Raw genomic sequence first — 19,388 nt, 5'->3', positions numbered from 1 at the left:
GGTCACCGCAAGTGGGCGTCGATGGCGAAAATGATCTCTTCCCAATCGTTGGGATGAATTTCGTGGCCGCCACCTTCGAGGCGGACAAGCTTCGCGCCCCGGACGGTTCTTGCCAGCAGTTCGCCGTGCTCAACCGGATAAATCGGGTCGGCCGTTCCGTGTATGACGAGGAGGGACGCGGCCAGTTCCGCCAATTTTCCTTTCAAGGCCTGCCCGCCCCTCAACATGAAATGATTTGTGGCACTGACGAAGTTCTTCGCCCGCCTGACATCCCGTTCGACAAAGGCGCGCGCCCGCCCTTCGTCATAGGTGTGCGCCACCCCGGCGATCATCCGGGTGTCTCTGACAAGAAATTCGATCACCTGGGCATTGTCTGTCCAGTCGATGGCGTCACCCGTCGCGGCGTGCGCCATGTAGGCGTCAGTGGTATGCGGCAGCCCGCTAGTATCAATGCCTATTGGCGTGGTGGACATCAGCGTCAGCGTCTTGACGCGTTCGGGATAGGAGAGCGCTGCGATCTGGGCAATCGTGCCGCCCAGTGACATGCCGATCAGATTGACGCGGTCAATGCCGTAGCCATCCAGTACCCTGACGGCGTCCGCAGCCATGTCGTCCATGGTGTAAGGCGGTTCCCCCGGCTCGTAGATCGTCGAACGGCCAGTGTCTCGATTGTCATAGCGAATGACATAATATTTTAGAGCGGCGAGCTTCTGGCAGAACCCGTCCGGCCACCACAGCATCGACGCCATCGCGCCCATAATCAACAGGATCGGCTCATGCGCCGGGTCGCCAAAGGCCTGTGTGGCGATCTCGACGTCATCAAACTTGATATTGCGTTCAGTCACTTGGAGCGTCCTATACGTGTATCGGGTGAAGCGGCGAAGGCTTGGGTCCTGATATCAGCAGCCATAACCCATGATGGGGCTAAGGCAGGTGTGCCGCATCAGGCATTTTGCCTAGGGCGGGTTCAAAACACACATGGGATGACTACGTCTCCATCTCTGCTAATCTTAAACTTCACCTATCGGAGGACTTTGTGTCGACATCCCTCAAAAGTCCTTGTTCTCAGGCCGTGCAGCAGAACTCGATGCGATGGAATCCGCGTTCCGGGACGTCTCCGGCGGTCGGCAACGCTCCATTCTCCTCGGAGCGGAAGCAGGCGGCGGCAAGAGCCGGCTGGTCGAGGAGGTCGTCGACCGACTGTCAAGCATGATGCCGAAAAGTGTGAGCGGTTTTCGGACGACATCATGCTCTAAGTCCTTAATGTAGAACAGGATGATTTTAGGCCGGGTCGGCCTCCAGGCGTTCCGATCAAACAATAGGGCGCGGCTATTTCCAGCTCGTGTAATCAGCGGCGGTGCAACCAAACGGCGCACGATCTTGGCCAAACCGCTTCTTCAGCTGCTCGCATCCCCACTCGTTCAACGGCGCCGGCATGAGGTTGTTGATGTCCATGCCAGGCGATTGGAATTGCGTCGGCGAGCTCGTGACGTACCAAAGCCAGAAGCCGACCACACCGACGACGATCAGAAGCAAAGTGCCGAAGAAAAGCTGCAGCCGCCTCAAGATCGACACCGTCTTTTTGGGTTCTTCGATCAACACCGGCGCAGCCTGATCGCCGTCTTGCTGATGCCCCAGAGGTGCGAGAGCCGCGGCGCGCTCGGCATCCGTGAGCTCGACCCGCTGCAGACGATTGTCCAGAAGCACCGGCAGGGCCGTATTGCCGTGCCTGACGGCCATTCCGATCGCCTTGCCATTGGCTTCACCGACGATCAGCGGCTCCTGTCCGCTCTTCATCCGCGTGTAAGCCGATCGTCCCGTTTTGTCAGCGGCGATCTTGTCATTGTAGGTGATGGAAAGGACCCCGCGCTTGCGGTCAAATGCACTGATCTCGACGGGGACGGGGATCAGCCTGGCAGGCCGGCGCAATTGACCCTTGACCCGCCAAATGCGGATACCAAGAAAAATCATGCCCAGGCTCATGCCGCCAAGCAGGACCACGAACAGCGTGAGCGTGATGATCCTGTTCCAGAGCATGTCCAGACCCAGGCTCATTGTCGCGAGTTCCGGATGGTCGACGGAAATCACAAGATCGGTTTCATAATCGCCGGTATGGAAATCGACGAACATGACCTCGACCTCGGTGTCGTAGTTTCGTCCGCCGTAGCTGTAGACAAGGTGTGCCTCGCAGTCGGTGAAGACTGCCTTGCGTGTCGTGCATTTCCCGTTTTGCACGTCACCGTTCTCAAGCACCAAGGGATTCTGGCTGATCTGGAAATCGCGGATCACACCGGGTGCTTCCGAGACGAAGAGAAAGACGGCCAATGCCAGGATAATGGGCGTTGACCAGAAGTAAGCGTTCGGCGTGGAGATGACGTTGCGCGCCAGTGAGAGCGGGCGGCTGGGGAGAACAAGCGAAGACAACGGCGTCGGACCCCTCATGTGACAGCGCAGCGCGCCGGTAAAGCTTCAAAGCGGCCGATGACCAACGAGCGGAGTTGGCGTCATCCAGACCGGCTTGCACAATCCCATTGTGTGATACCGATCTACAACCTGTTGCGGGCGATCGGCAATGCTTTTCTACACGCGCAGGCGGCAATCCCGCGTTGGTCCTGTCGATAACGCGAGCGACACGAGATACATATTTCACTGATGCCTCCGGACGCAGCATCGAGACGATGAAAACCGAGCGATCGTCAGGCGATCGGTTTGCCGAGAGCCGGATTGACCTCGCCAAAACTGTTGCCTCTTCGCCTTTAAAGTTGCGTCACCGGTATGAAGGTTGATAGAGGAGCGGCGGCGGTATAGTTTCGCTTTCGCAAATCGACGAATGACACAAGGAATAGTTATCTCATGCCGACAGGTACGGTTAAATTCTTCAATGACGACAAGGGCTTCGGCTTTATCACCCCCGAGGATGGCGGACAGGACGTGTTCGTGCACGTGTCTGCTCTGCAGCGCGGCGGGTCGCTACGCGAAGGCGACAAGGTCAGCTTCGACGTCGGACAGGATCGCAAGACCGGAAAATCGAAGGCTGAGAACGTCTCAACCCTCTGATTCAAAGTCGAAGATTACCCAACCCGCGTTGAGCGGGTTGGGCTCGTCGCAACGCCATAGGCCGCGACGACGGTAATCGAGGTCTGTGCGTGTCGTTTTGGGGTACCGGGACGGCAGGAATGCTTCACGCATCCACGTCAGGCCGACGCGAGGCGCTATCTACGCCTCCGATAAAATGCTTTCGGCCGCCTTCTCAGCAATCATGATCACCGGCGAATTGGTGTTGCCCGAGATGATGGTCGGCATGATCGAGGCATCGACGACCCGCAGCTTCGCCAGCCCATGCACCCGCAATTGCGAATCAACCACCGCCATCGTGTCGCTGCCCATTTTACAGGTGCCGACCGGATGGAAGATCGTTGTGGCGATATCGCCGGCGCGGCGAATCAGATCCTCGTCACTCTGGTATTGCCTGCCCGGCAGCATCTCCTGCGGCCGGTACCTAGCGATGGCGCCGGCCTCCATCAGCCGGCGCGCATGCCGAATCGATTTCGTTGCCACGATCCGGTCGCCAACGGTCGAAAGATAATTCGGGCGGATGTCCGGCGCCACGGTAAAATCCGGGCCGCCGACATGCACGGTGCCTCGGCTTTCCGGCCGCAGATTGCAGACGGAGACGGTGACGGCGGGATATTTGTGCAGCGGCTCGCCCAGTCGGTCGGTGCTCAGGGGCTGCACGTGATATTCGAGGTCGGCGGTCGCAACGGCCGGATCGCTCTTGGCAAAGATGCCAAGCTGGCTCGGCGCCATAGACAGCGGCCCGGAGCGGCGCAGCATATATTCAAGCCCCATGCCCGCCCGGGTCAACAGGTTGTGATAGAGCTGGTTCAGCGTCTTTGCGCCCTCGATGCGGAAGACCGTACGGATTTGCAGATGGTCCTGCAGGTTTTCGCCGACACCCGGAAGTTCATGGGTGACATCAAGCCCGGCGGCGGACAACACATCCGGGCGACCGACCCCGGAAAGCTCCAGGATTTTCGGCGAATTGATCGCACCGGCAGACAGGATGACCTCGCGACCGGCGCGAGCCAGATGATTCTGCCCGTTTAGCCGGAACCGCACGCCGGTCACCATTCTGCCGTCGAATTCCAGCCGCTCGGTTTCGGCGCCGGTCAGCACACGCAGATTGAGCCGCTTCATCGCCGGGCGCAGAAAGGCCTTCGTCGTGTTCCAGCGCAGGCCCCCGCGCTGGTTGACCTCGAAATAGCCTGAGCCTTCATTGTCGCCATCGTTGAAATCGTCGGTCTTCGGGATACCGAGTTCTTCAGCTGCATCGCGAAAGGCATCGAGGATCGGCCAGGAAAGCCGCTGCTTTTCCACCCGCCATTCGCCGCCTGCCCCGTGCATCCGCGACTGGCCACGATAGTTGTCCTCGGATTTGAGGAAATAGGGCAGCACGTCGTCCCAGCCCCAGCCGGAATTACCCGCCTGCCGCCAGCCGTCGTAATCGGCCGCCTGGCCACGCATGTAGATCATGCCGTTGATCGACGAGCAGCCTCCCAGCACTTTTCCTCGCGGATAAGGCAGTGATCGGCCGTTCAGTCCTGCCTCCGCCGCCGTCCTCATCATCCAATCGGTGCGTGGATTGCCCATGCAGTAGAGATAGCCGATCGGCACATGCACCCAATGATACCGGTCGCTGCCGCCGGCTTCGAGCAGCAGGACGCGGTTTTTCGGATCGATCGACAGCCGGTTGGCCAGAACGCATCCCGCCGATCCGGCGCCGACGATGATGAAGTCGTAGCTTCCCGCATCAATGGCTGCATCATTCATACGCATGTTCATGCCGCCGCCCCCGCTGCCGCCGGCGGGACCGCTGTCAGACGCCGCCAGAGCGGTGCCATCGCTTCGGCGATATCCTGATAGAGAGCGTAACGCCGCGCATAGTGCGCCTCGAGCGAGACATCCGGACGATAATTCCGCTCTGCCCGAACCATGGCCGCAGCACCAGCGCCGAAGTCCGCGAAGACACCGACGCCGGTTCCGGCCGCAATCGCCGCTCCCAGCGCACCGGTTTCACGCGAGCGGGCAACGCTGACCGGAACGCCGAGCACATCGGCGAAGATCTGCGGCCAGATCAGGCTGCGCGAGCCGCCGCCGGACAGCACGGCTTCGTTGAAGACCGCGCCCGCCTTTCGGATCGTCTCGATGTGCTGGCGATGACCGAAGGCGACACCTTCGAGAAGCGCGCGAACGAGATGTCCCTTGGTGTGCCAACCGGCAAGACCGTAGAAGCCGGCGCGCGCGTGGCCGTCCTGCTGGGCGCCATAGAGATATGGATGGTAGATCGGATCGTCTGTCGTGGGCTCGATCGCCCCGGCCAGCGCGCAGCAGGCATCAAAGGGCGAAACGCCTTCAGCATGCTCGCCTTCGAAGAACTCCCGCACCAGCCATTCGAGATTGGCAGCCGAGGTGGCGCTGTTCTCCATCGCCATGTAGCGGCTGCGATCGAAGGTCGAGGACATGAAGACTGGCCCGCCGAGGTCGGGGCTGTCGATGATGACTTGGTTGATGCTCCAGGTGCCGGCAATGATCGAGGCGCTGCCGGTGCGTGCAACGCCCGAGCCGAGCGCCGAGGCGACGACGTCGAACAGTCCGCCGGCCACCGGTGTACCAGCGGCGAGCCCGGTTTGCCCCGCCACCTCTTCCGTTACCGTACCGGCAATGTCGGCGCTTTCGATGAGCGGCGGCAGGAGGTCCATGCAATCGTCCAGTCCATAGGCCTCCATCAGCGCCTTGTCGTAGCGGCGCGCGGCAAGATCCAGCAGACCGGCCCCCGACATGTCGGACACTTCGCTGACACGCTGGCCGGTCAGGCGGTTGACGACGAAATCCTTGGAGAAGAACACCGTACCGATGCGGTTGAACAGATCCGGCCGGTGACGCTTCAGCCAGGCAAGCAATGTCGGCGTCTGGGATGGCCACGGACGCTGGCGGGCAATCGGATAGGTCCGGTCACCAACACCGGCTTCTCGCCATTCATCGACCAACCCGGCCGCCCGCGTGTCGAGCGACTGGATGCCGATGAGCGGAGCGCCGTCGCGATCAAGCGCATAAAGACCGTTGCCATGCCCGGCGCAACCGATCGCGGCGATTTCCTCCGGCTGGATCTCTGCCTTTTCGATGCAGGCGCGGATGACCTGCCGTGCATTTGTCCAGAGTTCGTCCAACCCTCGCTCGACATGCCCCGGGCTCGGCATGCGGCTGTGTCCTTCTTCGGACGCAGCCGCGATCTCGTTGCCGTGGCGGTCAAAAATCACCGCCTTGATAACGGTGTTTCCGGCGTCGAGCCCCAAAAGATACTCTCCCATGCAGAACCCTCCCGAGATTCGAAATCGCTGCTCAGCCCTGCTGATAGAGCGCAAAGGCCTGGTCGCCGCTCGCGTCCTCGTGCACGATCGCCATCAGCCCGCGCACCACGGCACTCGGATTGGCGTGCTGATAGATGTTGCGGCCATAGACCATGCCCATTGCACCCTGCCGCATCAAGGCCGCGGATTTGTCGAAGACGGCACGAAGATCCTCCTTGCCGCCGCCGCGCACCAGAACCGGGCAACGGGCTGCTTCCACCACTCTGTGGAAATCCTCGGCATTGGTGGTTGGGTCCGCTTTGACGATATCCGCACCCATCTCACGGGCGAGCCGCGTCAACGTCACGATCTTGTCGGCATCGCCGTCGACCATGTAGCCGCCCTTTTCCGTCACCGGCTGCATCACCAACGGCTCGATCATCAGCGGCATGCCATACTTGTCGCAATCGGCCCGGACGCGGGAAATATTCTCAACGCACTGGCGGAAAAGGTCCGGCTCGTCCGGCAGCATGAACAGGTTGACGACGACGCAGGCTGCATCCATCTCGATCGCGCCGATCAATGGTTCGGCCTCGTTCTGCAGCACCGCCCACATGTCGCGGTGGCGGATCCGGTTATAGGGATTGCCCATGTCGATGCGCATGACCAGCGTCGGCTTGTCCTTGCCGGGCACATGCTGCAGCAGGTCGGCCTGGCCGTAATTCATCTGGATCGCGTCCGGCCCTGCAGAAACCAGCGCCTTGACGACGGCCTGAATGTCCTCCAGCCCGTTGAGGAAGGATGGTTCGTTGCAGACGCCGTGATCGATCGCCACATCGAGGCAGCGGCCGCCGCCGAACAGCCGGTTCATCCGGACTTTGCTGTTGTGTCGCATTCTGTGCTCCTTGGTTCGTTCCTTGCGGAAAGCATGTCTTCGTCGACGCCGTGGCGTTGGTTGAGAAGGGTGAGAAAACGGTCGCGCTCACGGGCGCGATGCGCGAGCGTCCAGCGCTTTTCCTGCGCCAACAGGTCGAGTGCGGCATCCATCATGTCGAGCGTAAGCTCGCCTGAAACGGCCAGCGTCGTGCGCCGCAAAAGCAGGTCGTCGAGATGTTCCACCGCTTCCTCGCGGATCAGGAACTGCACTTCGCGCATCGAGTAGGCGGCGTGCGGCAGCACTGCATCGGGGCCGGCCGCGATGAAGTCGCCAACCGCCTCGGCATCCGTGCCATATCGGGCAAACAGCTCAGCCATGCGCCGGCCGGAAAGGCCCTTGCTGGCCGCCATCTGCGTCAGCCAGGCGGCCGCGCTGGCGGGAAATGCCCGCCCGCCGCCGATCGGTCGATCGGTTGTCGCAATGCGGCGCCGCCTGCCCAGCCTTTCCAGAGCCATGTCGGCCGCCAGTTCCCCGAAGGATCGGAATGTCGTCCACTTGCCGCCGATCATGCACAGAACCGGTGGGCCACCATCCTTCGGCTCCACGACCGTGCAGAAATGATCGCGCGGGATGCGGCCGGTAAAGCTGTCAGTGCTGGCCGGCAGCGGCCGCACGCCGGAAAACTGGAAAACGATCTGTTCCGGCCGGACGGTGATATCAGGCAGCACGAAGGCGAGCGATTGCAGGATATAATCCCGCTCGTCCGCCTCGCAGCGCACCGTTTCCGGATCGTCGACGCGGATATCGGTCGAACCGACGAGAACCTTGCCAAGATAGGGAAACAGGATGCAGATCCGCCCGTCCTCGTTTTCATAGTAGATCATGTGATCCGCGAGTGCGTCGCGCAGGTCCGCATTGTCGACGACCAGATGCGAGCCCTTGGTACCGCCCATCAGCGGCGCCGGCCGTGTTTCTGGCGAAAACAGGGTCTGATTGGCGATGTCTATCCAGCCGCCGGTGGCGTTGATGATCAGCACCGGTTCGACGCTAATGGAAGCCCCGCCGATCAGGTCCTCGACCCGATATTGGCCATCCTCTGTCCGATGCAGTTCCGCGTAATTCAGCGCCATCGCCCCGAATTTTGCTGAAAGACCATCCTGCAGAAGCTCGATGCCCAGCCGCTCCGGATGGCTGACCCAGGCGTCGAAATAGGTGGCGGAACTCTTGATGTCGGGATTGAGCGCCGGCCACTTGGCAAGCGTCGTGCGCCGGTCGCGAAACTGGTGGCGCGGCATCAGCGCCCGCTTGCGGGTCAGGAAGTCATAGATGCTCAGGCCTGCCTTGATGGCGACGGCGCCACGCCGGCTCGGGCGGCGGCTGAGGCCCAGGAAGCGGACGATGCCATTGCCGAGGCCGGAAAATATATCGAACACCGGCACCGTCGTCGGCAGCGGCGCTACGTAGTGTGGCGCATTGCGCAGCAGCCGATCCCGCTCGACCAGCGATTCCTGCACCAGCTTGAATTCGCCATTTTCAAGATAGCGAAGCCCACCATGGACCATGCGCGACAGCGCCGAACTGGCCCCTGAGCAATAGTCGTGTTTCTCGACGAGCAGCACGTTCAGCCCCTGCAGCGACAACTCGCGAAAGACACTGATGCCGTTGATGCCGCCGCCAATGACGCACACGTCCACCTTCGGGCTCTGGCGGAGCCCGTCCAATATCTCTTCCCGTTTCATGATGGCGATCCGCTACCTGTCCATGTCAGTCAGTTTCGCCGCTATGGCCGTATCGATGGCCGCAAGATCGGCCGAATCCAGCCGGATGGTCCCGGCTCGCGCATTGTCGAGCGCTTGCGCCGGATTGCGCGCCCCGCAAAGTGCAAAGGTGACGCCCGGCTGCGCCAGCGTCCAGGCAATCACGATCTGGGCGATGCTGGCGCCGTGTTTTTCGGCGACCGGCCGGATGTCGTCGGCCAGCGCCGTTGCCTTCTGGCGATTGTCGACTGAAAAGCGCGGATTATCCTTGCGCTGGTCGTCGCCTGAGAACACCCGGTCCGGACCGATGGTGCCGGACAGCAACCCCAACGCCAGCGACGAGTAGCTCAGCGTCGCAATGCTGTTGGCCTTGGTCAGCGGCAGAAGCTCCGCCTCGATCTCCCGGTCGATCATGCTGAACCGCTCCTGGATCGCATCGAGACCACCAGCAGCAATATAGGCATTGAGTTCGTCGGGGCTGACATTGCTTGCGCCGATCGCCCGGATCTTGCCCGATGTGCGCAGGTCTTCCAGCGCCCGCATCGTTTCCTCGATCGGGGTCGTCGGATCTTGCCAATGAGTGATGTAGAGGTCGATATAATCGGTTCCAAGCCGCCTCAGACTTTCCTCGACCTCATGCAGGATGGCGTCGCGGCCGAGATAACGGTGCACCGGCTTGCCGTCTTGATCGAAGAAATGACGACCCTTCTGCGTATGCCAGACAAGGCCGCATTTGGTGGCGATGACTGCCTTGTCGCGGCGCCCGGTCAGCGCCTTGCCGACGATCTCCTCGGAACGTCCAAGCCCATAGGCGGGCGCCGTATCGATCAGCGTCACGCCGGCATCGAGCGATGCCTGGATCGCGGCGATGGATTCGGCTTCATCGGTCCCGCCCCACATCCAGCCGCCGATCGCCCAGGTGCCCAGTCCCACCGCCGAGGCGGAAACGCCCGATTTGCCGATCTCACGTGTCAATTGCTGTCCGCTCATGCCCATTTTCCTTCGCCATTCGCCAGTGCCAGCACCCGCGCACCCGTCGCCTCATCGGTCACCAGCGTATCGAGATGATTGCCCCTGAGAACGCTGAGGATCGGGCCTGCCTTGTTCGGCCCGCTCGCCACACCGATCTTGGTGGGGATCGAGGCGAATTCCGGCAGCGTCAGCGACACCAGCGAACGGTTGAGGCTATAGTCGCAGACTTGGCCATGATCATCGAGCAGATGCGCCAGCAATTCGCAGGAGGCGCCGGACCGCTCGATCGCGGCGCGGTCGGTGCTTGAGGAGGGATGCAGGTCGTAGTAGCTCGAATCGTCCGACAGAATCGAGCCGATGCCGACCACCGCCACTTTCGCCTCGCGCGCCCGTTTGAAAACGTCTGCGACGGAACGCATGTTGATCAGCATCGCCCGCTGCTCGGCATCGTCGGCAAAGAGGGGCGCGTGGATCTGGTAGGAACGTCCCCCAAGCCGGTCGGCCATCAAGGTCGAGACATGATTGACGTCAGTATAATGTTTACCCTGCACGCAGCCGGTTGCTGGAATGACCTCGACATTGAATCGTCGCGGCGGCTGCAGACCGGCGACGACGGCGCTCACCCCTTTGCCGCCGGTGATGCAGATCGTATCGCCGTCGATGATCTCTTCCACCAGCAACCTTGCTGCCGCTTCGCCAACGGCCTGAAGCGCCGTCTGCGGATTGTCGGACACGGTCGGCACCACCACAGCACGGCCGATGCCGCCAAGCGCTCGTAGCCGTTCTTCCATATCGACCAGCGGCTCGACCGGCGACTTGATCTTGATCTCGACCAGACCGAGCTGGCGGCCGCGCTTGATCAGGCGGTTGACGGTGGCGTGCGAGATGCCCAGCTGATCGGCAATCTGCGCCTGTGTCAGCCCCTCGAGAAAATGCAGGACCAGAGCCTGGTGCATCTGCCGGGCGATGACGATTTCCTCGCGCGGCGCATTTGCGGGTTTGAGCTTGGCTATCGGCATATCAGGCAGCCTTCCGCTTGTGCAGGAAATGGTCGATCGAGACGGCGGCAAGCAGAATGCAGCCTTTGATCATGTCTTGCCAATAGACGGACACGTCAAGCAAGATCAATGAGCTTGTTACGACTGACAGCAGGGCAATACCGAGAATAGCCCCAAGGATCGTGCAGGAACCGCCATTCAGCGACGCACCGCCGATCACCGCGGCGGCGATGATGTTGAGCTCCATGCCGACACCAAAGGTCGGGGTCGCGGCACCGAAGCGGGACATGTAGATCACCCCGGCAACGCCGGACAGCGTGGCGCAGAGCACCGTCACCCAGAACTTCACCTGGTTGGTCTTGATACCGGAATAGAGCGCCGCCTTCTCGTTGCTGCCGGTGTAGAACACCTTGCGGAAGGCGGTTGCCCGGCGCAGCAGGAAATCGAACAGCACGACGACCGCGACAAAAATCAGGATCACATAGGGGACGCCATAGACTGTGCCCTGCCCCACCGCCTTGAACGAGGGCGGCAAGGTGAAGAGCGACAGCGGCGTACCCTTGGTGATGATCAGGCAGATACCACGCACGATGACCATCGCCGCAAGCGAGGTGATGAAGTGGTTGAGACCGACGACCGTGACAAAGAAGCCCATGACACAGCCGATCAGGCCGCTGGCAATGATCCCGATCAGGGATGCGCTCCATGGATCGAGCCCCATCAGGAACAGCGAGCCCGACAGCACCATCGAGAAGCAAACGACCGAGCCGACCGACAGGTCGATGCCGCCGACAATCAACAGGATGGTCATGCCGACGACGACGATCCCTTCCACCGAGAACGACATCAGCATCGCCCGGAAGTTGCCGAGCGTCAGGAAATGCGGCGAGGCAAAACTCATGACGATGCAGAGCGCCAGGATGATCGCAATCAACCCCGCCTCGCGCATCGTTCCCAGCCGTTTCCAGCCGGGCGCGCGTGCCTGATGTGCCGTTGCCAGTGTAGCGTCCGCCATGACCCTGTCTCCTGCCCCTGCTTTTTCCCTACGCGGCATGCTCTGATGCCTTTGAATTGTTGTGACCGCCGATACCGGAGGCGAGCCGCATGATCGTTTCCTCCGTCATCGCCTCGCCCTCGACCTCGCCTGCGACCGTGCCCTCGTGGATGACCAGCACCCGATCGCACAGGCCGAGAAGCTCCGGCAGTTCCGACGAGATGACGACGATGCCGATGCCGGAGCGCGCGAGATCGCGCAGCAGCCGGTGGATTTCCGATTTGGCGCCGACATCGATGCCACGGGTCGGCTCATCCATCAGAATGACCTTGGGATCGACCGCCAACTGCTTGGCAATCGCCACCTTCTGCTGGTTTCCGCCCGACAGCGACGAGACCGGCATATCGATGCCACCCATCCGTACGCCGAGCCGCCGGGCCAGGTTGTGGGCACGATCCGCCTCGGCCTTGGAATCCAACAGTCCCAGCGGTCCGGTCAGCGATTTCAAATCGAGAACGGCAATGTTCTGGGCGATGGAAAGATCAAGGAAAATGCCGGAGCCTTTCCGGTCTTCCGACAGGTAGACGACACCCGCCTGCGCTGCCTGCGCATAGGACCGCGCCCGCAGCCGCTGTCCATGCAGTTGCACCTCGCCGCCGGTTACAGGCCGCAATCCGCAAATACCTTCAGCTATCTCCGTGCGCCCCGAGCCGATCAGCCCGCCGACGCCGAGAATTTCACCCTTGCGCAGGTCGAAGCTCACATCCGTGAAGCGGCTGCCGTCGCCGAGATCGCGGACGCTCAAGATGATCTCATCGGTCCGCTCCGCCAGCGCCTGCTTTTCCGGATAGAGCTGGGTGATCTCGCGCCCGACCATGCGGCGCACCACATCATCCGGCGTCAAGTCCGCCACCTTCTCCGTCGAGACATAACGGCCATCGCGAAACACGGTGACCCGGTCGCACAGGCTGAAGATTTCGGCCATGCGGTGGCTGATATAGATGATCGAAATACCCTGCGCCTTGAGGTCGCGGATGATTCCGAACAGGACCTGCGTCTCCGATTCCGTCAAAGCAGCCGTCGGTTCGTCGAAGATCAGCACCCGGCAATCGAGCGTCAGCGCCTTGGCGATCTCGACAAGCTGCTGACTGGAAATCGACAGGTCGCCGACTTTGCGGCGCACGTCGATCGGCGCCAGACGATTCATCACGACCTGCGCATCCCGCTCCAGCCGGCCATAATTCATGAAAGGGGAGCGGCGGCGGTTGGTCGCGGCCATGAACATGTTCTCGGCCACCGTCGCATCGGGGCAGAGCGCGATTTCCTGATGCACGAGGCCAAGCCCGAGCGATTGCGCCACGGCCGGCGACGTCACCGTTACCGGCGCGCCATCGACGAGAACGTCCCCTTCGGTCGGCTGCTGCACGCCGGCAATGATGTTCATCAGCGTCGACTTGCCCGCGCCGTTTTCGCCGCAAAGCGCATGAACCTCGCCCTTCTCCAGGCTGAAGCTCACATCCGTCAACGCCTTCACCGCCCCGAAGTGCTTGCTGACATTGCGGATTTCCAGAACCGGCATCGACGCCATCATCGTCTCCTCCTCACGCTCGCGGTGGCTGTCCGGAGTTTCCTGCCTCCGGACAGCCGGCACAAAGGCTTACTCCTCGATGCCTTTGGTGCCCCGCCGCTTCAGATACTTGTCCCAGTAGAAGTCGTCGGCATTATCAGCCGTGACGATCGACAGGCCGTTGTCGACGAACGGAATGCTCATCGGGTTGAAGCCGGCGCGCTTGGCGTCGTTCATCGGGTCGATGAGTTCCGGATGCTTGGCCAGCCACAGAAGCATGAAGCCCATGTAACCCTGCATGCCCTGGTTCGGATTGATCGAACCGAACACTTCGCCTGCCTTGATCATATCGAGAATGTTGGCATTGACGTCGGCGCACATCACGAGGATCTTGCCGCCGCTTTCCTTGTTGGCCTGCGAAGCGCCGATGGCCGAATTCGCTTCCGGCATGAAGACGGCCCCAATGTTCGGATGGGCCTGCACCAAGCTCATCAGGCCCTGATAGGCCTTGTTCGGGTCCTGGTTGGACGCAGCGCGGCCGACGAGCTTCATGTCAGGATATTTTTCCTCCATGCGGGCGATGAAGGCGGCGATACGCTTGTCGTGGTTGTCCTGGCCCGGATTTTCGAGAACGGCATATTCACCCTTGCCACCCATCTTTTCGGCAATCGCGTCCGCCGCATAGGTGCCTTCGCGGGTATTGTCCGAGGTGACGAACGAGATGCGCTTGGAAAGCGGTGCATCGGCTGCGAAGGTCACGACCGCCGTGCCCTGGTCGATTGCCCGGTTGATCGGCTCGATGAACGGATCGGAGTTCATCGGATGAACGAGGATGCCGGCCGGGTTCTGGGCCAGCGCCTGGTCGAAAGTGGCGATCTGCTTGTTGACGTCATATTCCGGCGTGCCGGTATAGGCGGTCTCGCAGCCGAGCTGCTGACCGGCCTGCTTGAACATTTCATAGACCGGGAACCAATATTCGACGCCCGATACCATGACGTTCATGACGTATTTTTCACCCGGCTTGCAGCGGAACGGATTTTCCGTGTCCGCGCTGGCCACGCCGGCCAAAAGCGTCGATGCAAGGACCGCCAATGCGGTCGTGCTTAGAAAATTGCGCAAGTTTCCTCCTCGAGGCCGAAGCCCCTCCCAAATATCCGGCGGCGCCTTAGCGGCTGCCGATGATCCATTGAAGACCGGAGTTCCTCCTCGAAATCCGGTATGGGCAGGTAATCCCAGACACAGCAGCCTGTCAATATAATTCACACACTGAAATATATTTCACTCGCTAGGTCTTTGGATCGGTTGTTTGCCGCACGCGTGGGCTAACGGAGCACGCCGGCTTCTTCGGCCGCTACTTTGAAAGCCAATGCGGCCGCGGCTGCATCGGCTCGCCCGTGGACGGCGTCCGTGCAGATCTTCTTGGCGGTGGCGAAGGATGCCGCTTTCTCACGCGGCCAACAGGTCATCAGATATGCGAGCGCGTCCCTGCTATTGCGGATACTTTTAAGATGGTCGCCATCCCCAACGATGACCTCAACGGGCTGGTCCCAAAAATCGCGGCGCATCGACATCTCCTCAGCTCTTCGGCTATGGCTGAACGTCATCTGCGCGGGCTCGTTCCAGCATGGGACTTTGGTCCCATACGGTCGGGCGAAAGATCCTTATGCGCTGCACGTGCGCGGTTCTCCTCCACTGGATTGTGATCCTCATTCGCTCTACAGCAAGGGACGTGTTCCGAGCCCGTCCCCTTAAGGTGCAATTCATCTATGACGAAAAAATTTATCTCGCCGGTCCTGAAGTGTTCCTTCCAAACGCCCGTGAAATGCTCGACCGGAAGGCCGCGCTTGCCCGCGAGGCGGGACTTCACCCACTCTCACCTGGTGATCTGGAAATCCCGCAAACGAACTCGAAGCGCGAGCGGGCGGCAGCGATAAACGCAGTGGATGAGAAGATGATGATGGAGGCCGATGCCATCATCGCCAATCTCACACCGTTTCGCGGCATTGCCGCCGATACCGGGACGGCTTTCGAACTCGGCTTTATGTGCGCAAGCGGCAAGCCTGTCTTCGCCTATACGAATGTGGCCCGCGATCACAGCGGACGGGTGAGCGATCTTTATGGCGGCGCCGTCGCCTATGATGGTGAAGGTCGGCTGCGAGACCCGAACGGGATCGCGGTCGAGGATTTCGGCCTGGCCGACAATCTCATGCTGCACGCCGGGATCGAGCGGCGCGGCGGCGTCCTCATCGTCGGAGACGCGGCTCGCGATGCGCTCTATACGGATTTAACCGCGTTCAAGACCTGTCTCGCCATCGCAGTCGAGAAGCTGCGATAAAGGACTGTCCAGGCGTTTAGATGATCGAGATGCGCCGTTCGTTGGGCTTCCACGCTGAGCTATGGATTTGAGTCCCCCTTAAAGCGCTGACATATCGGAGGGAAGCGTTAAACCGAAGGCGTCACGCGCCATCAGGCAAGCAGCATCTCCGGGAACGCATTCGCGACAAACGACAGGCCGAATATCGTAGACGACGCAAGATGTCTCAACACCGACCCGACCGGACAATGCAGCGCAACGCGACCCGTTACAACGCATTCCCGTCTCATCTGCAGCGACGAAGCGCGGTGGCAGCAAATCGAGAGCAGCATCACTTTCCGTGGAAAATCTTGGCCAGTCAGGTGAAAAGGAGCAACACGCACCGCAGGTTTGGCAATCTAGATCGCTTAGTGAGTTCATAACCAGCTCCTACCACGGCACCTCCCGGCAACGCAAAGTGCTTAATACGGAAGATGACTTGAGGCGGAACGGATTCAGGCGGCCTTTGCGGTGTCCTCGCTATGACAAATCTCCATTGACAGCACTTTTAGGCATTCCTTGCTGAAAGCTGCCAATGAAGTGCCGAACGATAGAAGACGGCGAGCAAACAAAATCACGGACGAAACTGACCATTGACATTGGCGGTGTTAAGGCCGAAGCCGCACTCGGCTGCGCAATGCGCGGCCGTTTTCACGAGGATTCGAGAGATGAAGACCAAGGCGGCTGCAGCCAACGCCGGAAACCTGATCATGACGGGTATCGTGCTGATGCTGCTCGGCGATCTGCTCTTTGCGCTGAACGATGCTATGGGCAAATGGCTGCTCACGAACTTCGCCCTCGGTCAGGTACTGGTGATCCGCTCGGTCGGCTCTTTCATCGTGCTTGGGCCGATGATCGCACGGCAAGGGCCGATGGCCCTGTTCCGTGTCGAGCAGAAGCGCCTCCAGTTCATACGTGTTTTCATGGCGACCGCCGATGTCGCCCTGTTCTACGCGGCCGTCGCCTATCTGCCGCTCGCCGACGTCATGACCTTCTATATGGCCGGGCCGATCTACATAGCCGCGCTCTCGCATTTCTTTCTTGGGGAGAAGATCGGCTGGCGTCGCTGGCTAGCCGTTTTGGTCGGCTTCGCGGGCGTCGTCATCGCGCTGCGTCCGTCGACGGCGATGCTGTCGCTTCCGTCGCTCTTCGGCCTTGCCGGCAGCCTTGCCTTTGCGCTGTCGCTGGTGATGAGCCGTTATCTGCGTTCGACCAGCGACACGACCCTGGTGACGTGGCAGACGATCGCCGCCCTTGCCACCGGCATTGCGCTGAGCATCGGCCATTGGCAGCCGGCAACGCTCGTCAATTGGTCCGGCATGCTCCTGCTCGGTGTCGTCGCCACCTGCGCGCATCTCTTGATCACCCGCTCGCTGAAGCTCGCACCGGCATCGCTGCTGGCGCCGATGCAATATACGCTGCTGCTCTGGGCGATCGTGCTGGGCTACATCTTCTTCAACGATATTCCCGATATGCAGATCATCGTCGGCGCCGCAATCATCGTCTTTGCCGGGCTCTTCATCTTCCATCGGAAGAACCTGAAAGAGACGGTTCCGGTCGAAGCCGTCCCGCCCGACGGCCATTGAGGCTATAGCGCCGCTTATCTTTCAGTTTCGCACAGGACGCCGCTGTAACCCCTGGAATTCCTGCATTTCCACGGAACAATTTGGACGCCTGCACGCTACTCCCGAGCATTCAAACCCGGGAGATCGCAATGGCGTTCATGACCCTCGAAGACCTATCCTCGCAATTGAAGAAGATCGATTTCTGCATGCTGTCGACGAACGCCGGGTCGGGCCGCATCTCGGCCCGCCCGATGAGCAATAATGGCGACGTCGAATATGACGGGGATTCTTGGTTCTTTTCGTATGAGGACAGCAGGAAAATCACGGAGATCGAAGGCATCGACATGGTCTCGCTGACGTTCACGGCACCGCCCAGTCTCCTCGGCAAGCCGGGGATCTTCATAGCTGTCGAGGGCGTCGCCTCACTGGTGCGGGACAAGGCGGCATTCGAAGACCATTGGGTGCCCGATCTCGAGCGGTGGTTTCCGGAAGGTGTGGACACTCCCGGGATCGTTCTTATCAAAGTTTCGGCGTCCTCCATCCGCTACTGGGATGGTGAGGAAAACGGCGAGGTCACCCTACCCGGATTAGCGAGCTAAGAGAGCGGCATAACGGTGTGCCCTACTCTGCGGGCGGCTCTTCCCAGCCGAAGACGCTCCGGCCGGCGAAATCGGCGGACTGGCGGAATTCGCCGGCGATGATTTCCTTGAGGTCAGGGCCTGTCACATAGCGTTCCATCTGCCTGGATTGATTATCCAGGCGCTTGAGCGCCTGCAACTCTTCCTCCCGTCCGAGCCTGGCCTTCTGCACTGCCGATTTCATTACGCCGATCGTCTCGTCATAGACCTTGAGCGGCACCGGGAAGGGATGGCGGTCCTTGCCGCCATGGGCGATGGAGAAGCGTGCCGGATCGGAAAAACGGCAGGGTGCGCCGTGGACGACCTCGGCCACCATAGCCAGCGCCTCCACCGTGCGGGCGCCGACACCGGGAACCAGCAGCAGCTCTTCGAAATCCGCCGGCCCGCGGTCGGCTGCGGCAGCAAGATTTCCATGCAGACGCCGCATATTGACATCGCTCTCGCGCACGTCGTGATGCGCCGGCATGATCAGGTGCGGCAGCATCGGCTGCTCGGCTGGCTCGGGCGCCGGCTGCTTGACACGCAGCAGCGCGGCGGCCTCGCGGATGATCCGGTCAGGACCGAGTGTTGCCAGCAGATCGAGCTGGCCGCGCCGCGACCGCTCGGCGCGCCGGTCGGCCAGATTGACGATCGTGCCCTGGCTCCTGCCCTCGATTGCCACATGCGGCGAGTCGACAAAACTCTCCAGCCCCTCCGACAGCCAGTGATAGCGCCGTGCCTGCCGCCTGTCGCCGTTCATGCCCTGTTGCACGACCACCCAATGGCCGTCATCGGCGACGATGAAACCGTGCAGATAAAGATCGAACCCATCCTGAAGCGCAGCGCTGTCGACCTTGGCGATGAGACGGCTCGTTGTCGCCAGGCCTTCGCCATCGAGGCCGACGCGTTCGCCGATCGAGACGAGCTCGTGCGGGGTTTTGCGCGATTGCGCGCCGCGGCCGCCGCAGACATGCAGGCCGAGTTCGCCGGCGCGCGGTTTCAGCCCGCGCTTCAACGCACCGAGAACACTTGTGGTGATGCCGGAGGAATGCCAATCCATGCCCATCACCGCGCCGAAGGACTGAAACCAGAAGGGATGAGCGAGCCTGCGCAGGAATTCGTCCCGGCCGTAGTGATGCACGATCGCTTCGGCGATCAGGGCTCCGAGCCGCGTCATCCGGTCGCCGAGCCAATGCGGCACACGTCCCCCGTGAAGGGGAAGATCGGCGCTGCCTGCGCGTTGTGACATCTCGTTTCCTTACGCTTTCCATCACTCCGACGCCGCACGGAACCCAAAAATATTCCAGGCGTTTGTTTTCGCAGTTAGAAGCCGAGGCAATC

18 protein-coding genes and 1 pseudogene are annotated in these 19,388 nt (G+C 61.2%); 5 read left to right on the top strand and 14 right to left on the bottom strand.

Annotated features, from left to right (window positions below):
* Positions 1-2 precede the first annotated feature (2 nt).
* Complete coding sequence (locus tag OS035_RS04200) at positions 3-845, bottom strand: alpha/beta fold hydrolase (protein ID WP_183854079.1); 843 nt, start codon at positions 843-845, stop codon at positions 3-5.
* Between the two features lie 199 nt (positions 846-1,044).
* On the opposite strand from OS035_RS04200, the pseudogene OS035_RS04195 reads away from it, so the two are divergent.
* Positions 1,045-1,206, top strand: a pseudogene (locus OS035_RS04195) (ATP-binding protein); the annotation flags it as partial.
* A 123-nt stretch (positions 1,207-1,329) separates the two neighbouring features.
* Here OS035_RS04195 and OS035_RS04190 read toward each other — a convergent pair.
* Entirely contained in the window at positions 1,330-2,442 is a 1,113-nt protein-coding gene (locus tag OS035_RS04190) for a hypothetical protein (protein ID WP_179867147.1), read from the bottom strand.
* 411 nt (positions 2,443-2,853) lie between these two features.
* Here OS035_RS04190 and OS035_RS04185 point away from each other — a divergent pair, with 411 nt between their 5' ends.
* On the top strand, positions 2,854-3,057 hold the full coding sequence (locus OS035_RS04185; protein ID WP_003572688.1) for a cold-shock protein: 204 nt from the start codon (positions 2,854-2,856) through the stop codon (positions 3,055-3,057).
* Positions 3,058-3,216: 159 nt separating this feature from the next.
* Here OS035_RS04185 and OS035_RS04180 read toward each other — a convergent pair whose 3' ends face one another.
* From OS035_RS04180 to OS035_RS04135, 10 genes are all read right to left on the bottom strand, one after another.
* Positions 3,217-4,842, bottom strand: coding sequence for a GMC family oxidoreductase (locus OS035_RS04180; RefSeq protein ID WP_165503870.1), 1,626 nt, complete (start codon positions 4,840-4,842; stop codon positions 3,217-3,219).
* Positions 4,839-6,368: an FGGY-family carbohydrate kinase gene (locus OS035_RS04175; RefSeq protein ID WP_097628023.1), complete on the bottom strand. Its 1,530-nt coding sequence runs from the start codon at positions 6,366-6,368 to the stop codon at positions 4,839-4,841. The genes OS035_RS04180 and OS035_RS04175 overlap by 4 nt, the downstream gene beginning before the upstream one ends.
* Before the next feature lie 31 nt (positions 6,369-6,399).
* Positions 6,400-7,242, bottom strand: coding sequence for a class I fructose-bisphosphate aldolase (locus OS035_RS04170; RefSeq protein WP_183779684.1), 843 nt, complete (start codon positions 7,240-7,242; stop codon positions 6,400-6,402).
* On the bottom strand, positions 7,215-8,963 hold the full coding sequence (locus OS035_RS04165) for a glycerol-3-phosphate dehydrogenase/oxidase (protein ID WP_222148762.1): 1,749 nt from the start codon (positions 8,961-8,963) through the stop codon (positions 7,215-7,217). The genes OS035_RS04170 and OS035_RS04165 overlap by 28 nt, the downstream gene beginning before the upstream one ends.
* A gap of 12 nt (positions 8,964-8,975) precedes the next feature.
* A complete protein-coding gene (locus tag OS035_RS04160; protein WP_183779679.1) occupies positions 8,976-9,971 on the bottom strand; it encodes an aldo/keto reductase in 996 nt (331 codons plus the stop codon).
* A complete protein-coding gene (locus OS035_RS04155; RefSeq protein ID WP_183779676.1) occupies positions 9,968-10,972 on the bottom strand; it encodes a sugar-binding transcriptional regulator in 1,005 nt (334 codons plus the stop codon). Before OS035_RS04155 ends, OS035_RS04160 begins: the two co-directional genes overlap by 4 nt.
* Position 10,973: 1 nt before the next feature.
* A complete protein-coding gene (locus tag OS035_RS04150; RefSeq protein ID WP_331813395.1) occupies positions 10,974-11,966 on the bottom strand; it encodes an ABC transporter permease in 993 nt (330 codons plus the stop codon).
* Positions 11,967-11,994: 28 nt separating this feature from the next.
* Entirely contained in the window at positions 11,995-13,533 is a 1,539-nt protein-coding gene (locus OS035_RS04145) for a sugar ABC transporter ATP-binding protein (protein WP_183779796.1), read from the bottom strand.
* Positions 13,534-13,602: 69 nt separating this feature from the next.
* Positions 13,603-14,631, bottom strand: coding sequence for a substrate-binding domain-containing protein (locus tag OS035_RS04140; protein ID WP_026230460.1), 1,029 nt, complete (start codon positions 14,629-14,631; stop codon positions 13,603-13,605).
* Positions 14,632-14,834: 203 nt separating this feature from the next.
* On the bottom strand, positions 14,835-15,077 hold the full coding sequence (locus tag OS035_RS04135; RefSeq protein ID WP_097628139.1) for a DUF982 domain-containing protein: 243 nt from the start codon (positions 15,075-15,077) through the stop codon (positions 14,835-14,837).
* 188 nt (positions 15,078-15,265) lie between these two features.
* Here OS035_RS04135 and OS035_RS04130 point away from each other — a divergent pair, with 188 nt between their 5' ends.
* Entirely contained in the window at positions 15,266-15,847 is a 582-nt protein-coding gene (locus OS035_RS04130; protein ID WP_331813545.1) for a nucleoside 2-deoxyribosyltransferase, read from the top strand.
* Between the two features lie 78 nt (positions 15,848-15,925).
* On the opposite strand, the gene OS035_RS04125 is transcribed toward OS035_RS04130, so the two are convergent.
* On the bottom strand, positions 15,926-16,246 hold the full coding sequence (locus OS035_RS04125; protein ID WP_097628028.1) for a YkgJ family cysteine cluster protein: 321 nt from the start codon (positions 16,244-16,246) through the stop codon (positions 15,926-15,928).
* 287 nt (positions 16,247-16,533) lie between these two features.
* On the opposite strand from OS035_RS04125, the gene OS035_RS04120 reads away from it, so the two are divergent.
* Together OS035_RS04120 and OS035_RS04115 are read left to right on the top strand one after the other, a co-directional pair.
* Positions 16,534-17,451 carry a DMT family transporter gene (locus OS035_RS04120; protein WP_097628029.1) on the top strand — a complete coding sequence of 306 codons (918 nt, stop codon included), beginning with the start codon at positions 16,534-16,536 and terminating at the stop codon, positions 17,449-17,451.
* Positions 17,452-17,579: 128 nt separating this feature from the next.
* Positions 17,580-18,029 (top strand): pyridoxamine 5'-phosphate oxidase family protein, encoded by a 450-nt coding sequence (locus OS035_RS04115; RefSeq protein ID WP_097628030.1) that lies wholly within the window; start codon positions 17,580-17,582, stop codon positions 18,027-18,029.
* A gap of 22 nt (positions 18,030-18,051) precedes the next feature.
* Here the strand turns inward: OS035_RS04115 and OS035_RS04110 are convergent, their stop codons facing one another.
* Positions 18,052-19,296 (bottom strand): DUF763 domain-containing protein, encoded by a 1,245-nt coding sequence (locus tag OS035_RS04110; protein WP_331813394.1) that lies wholly within the window; start codon positions 19,294-19,296, stop codon positions 18,052-18,054.
* Positions 19,297-19,388 lie beyond the last annotated feature (92 nt).

Source organism: Rhizobium sp. 268, assembly GCF_036571585.1.
In the GTDB taxonomy this organism is placed as follows: Bacteria; Pseudomonadota; Alphaproteobacteria; order Rhizobiales; family Rhizobiaceae; genus Rhizobium; species Rhizobium redzepovicii.
This window is presented reverse-complemented; position numbering and strand designations above follow the sequence as displayed.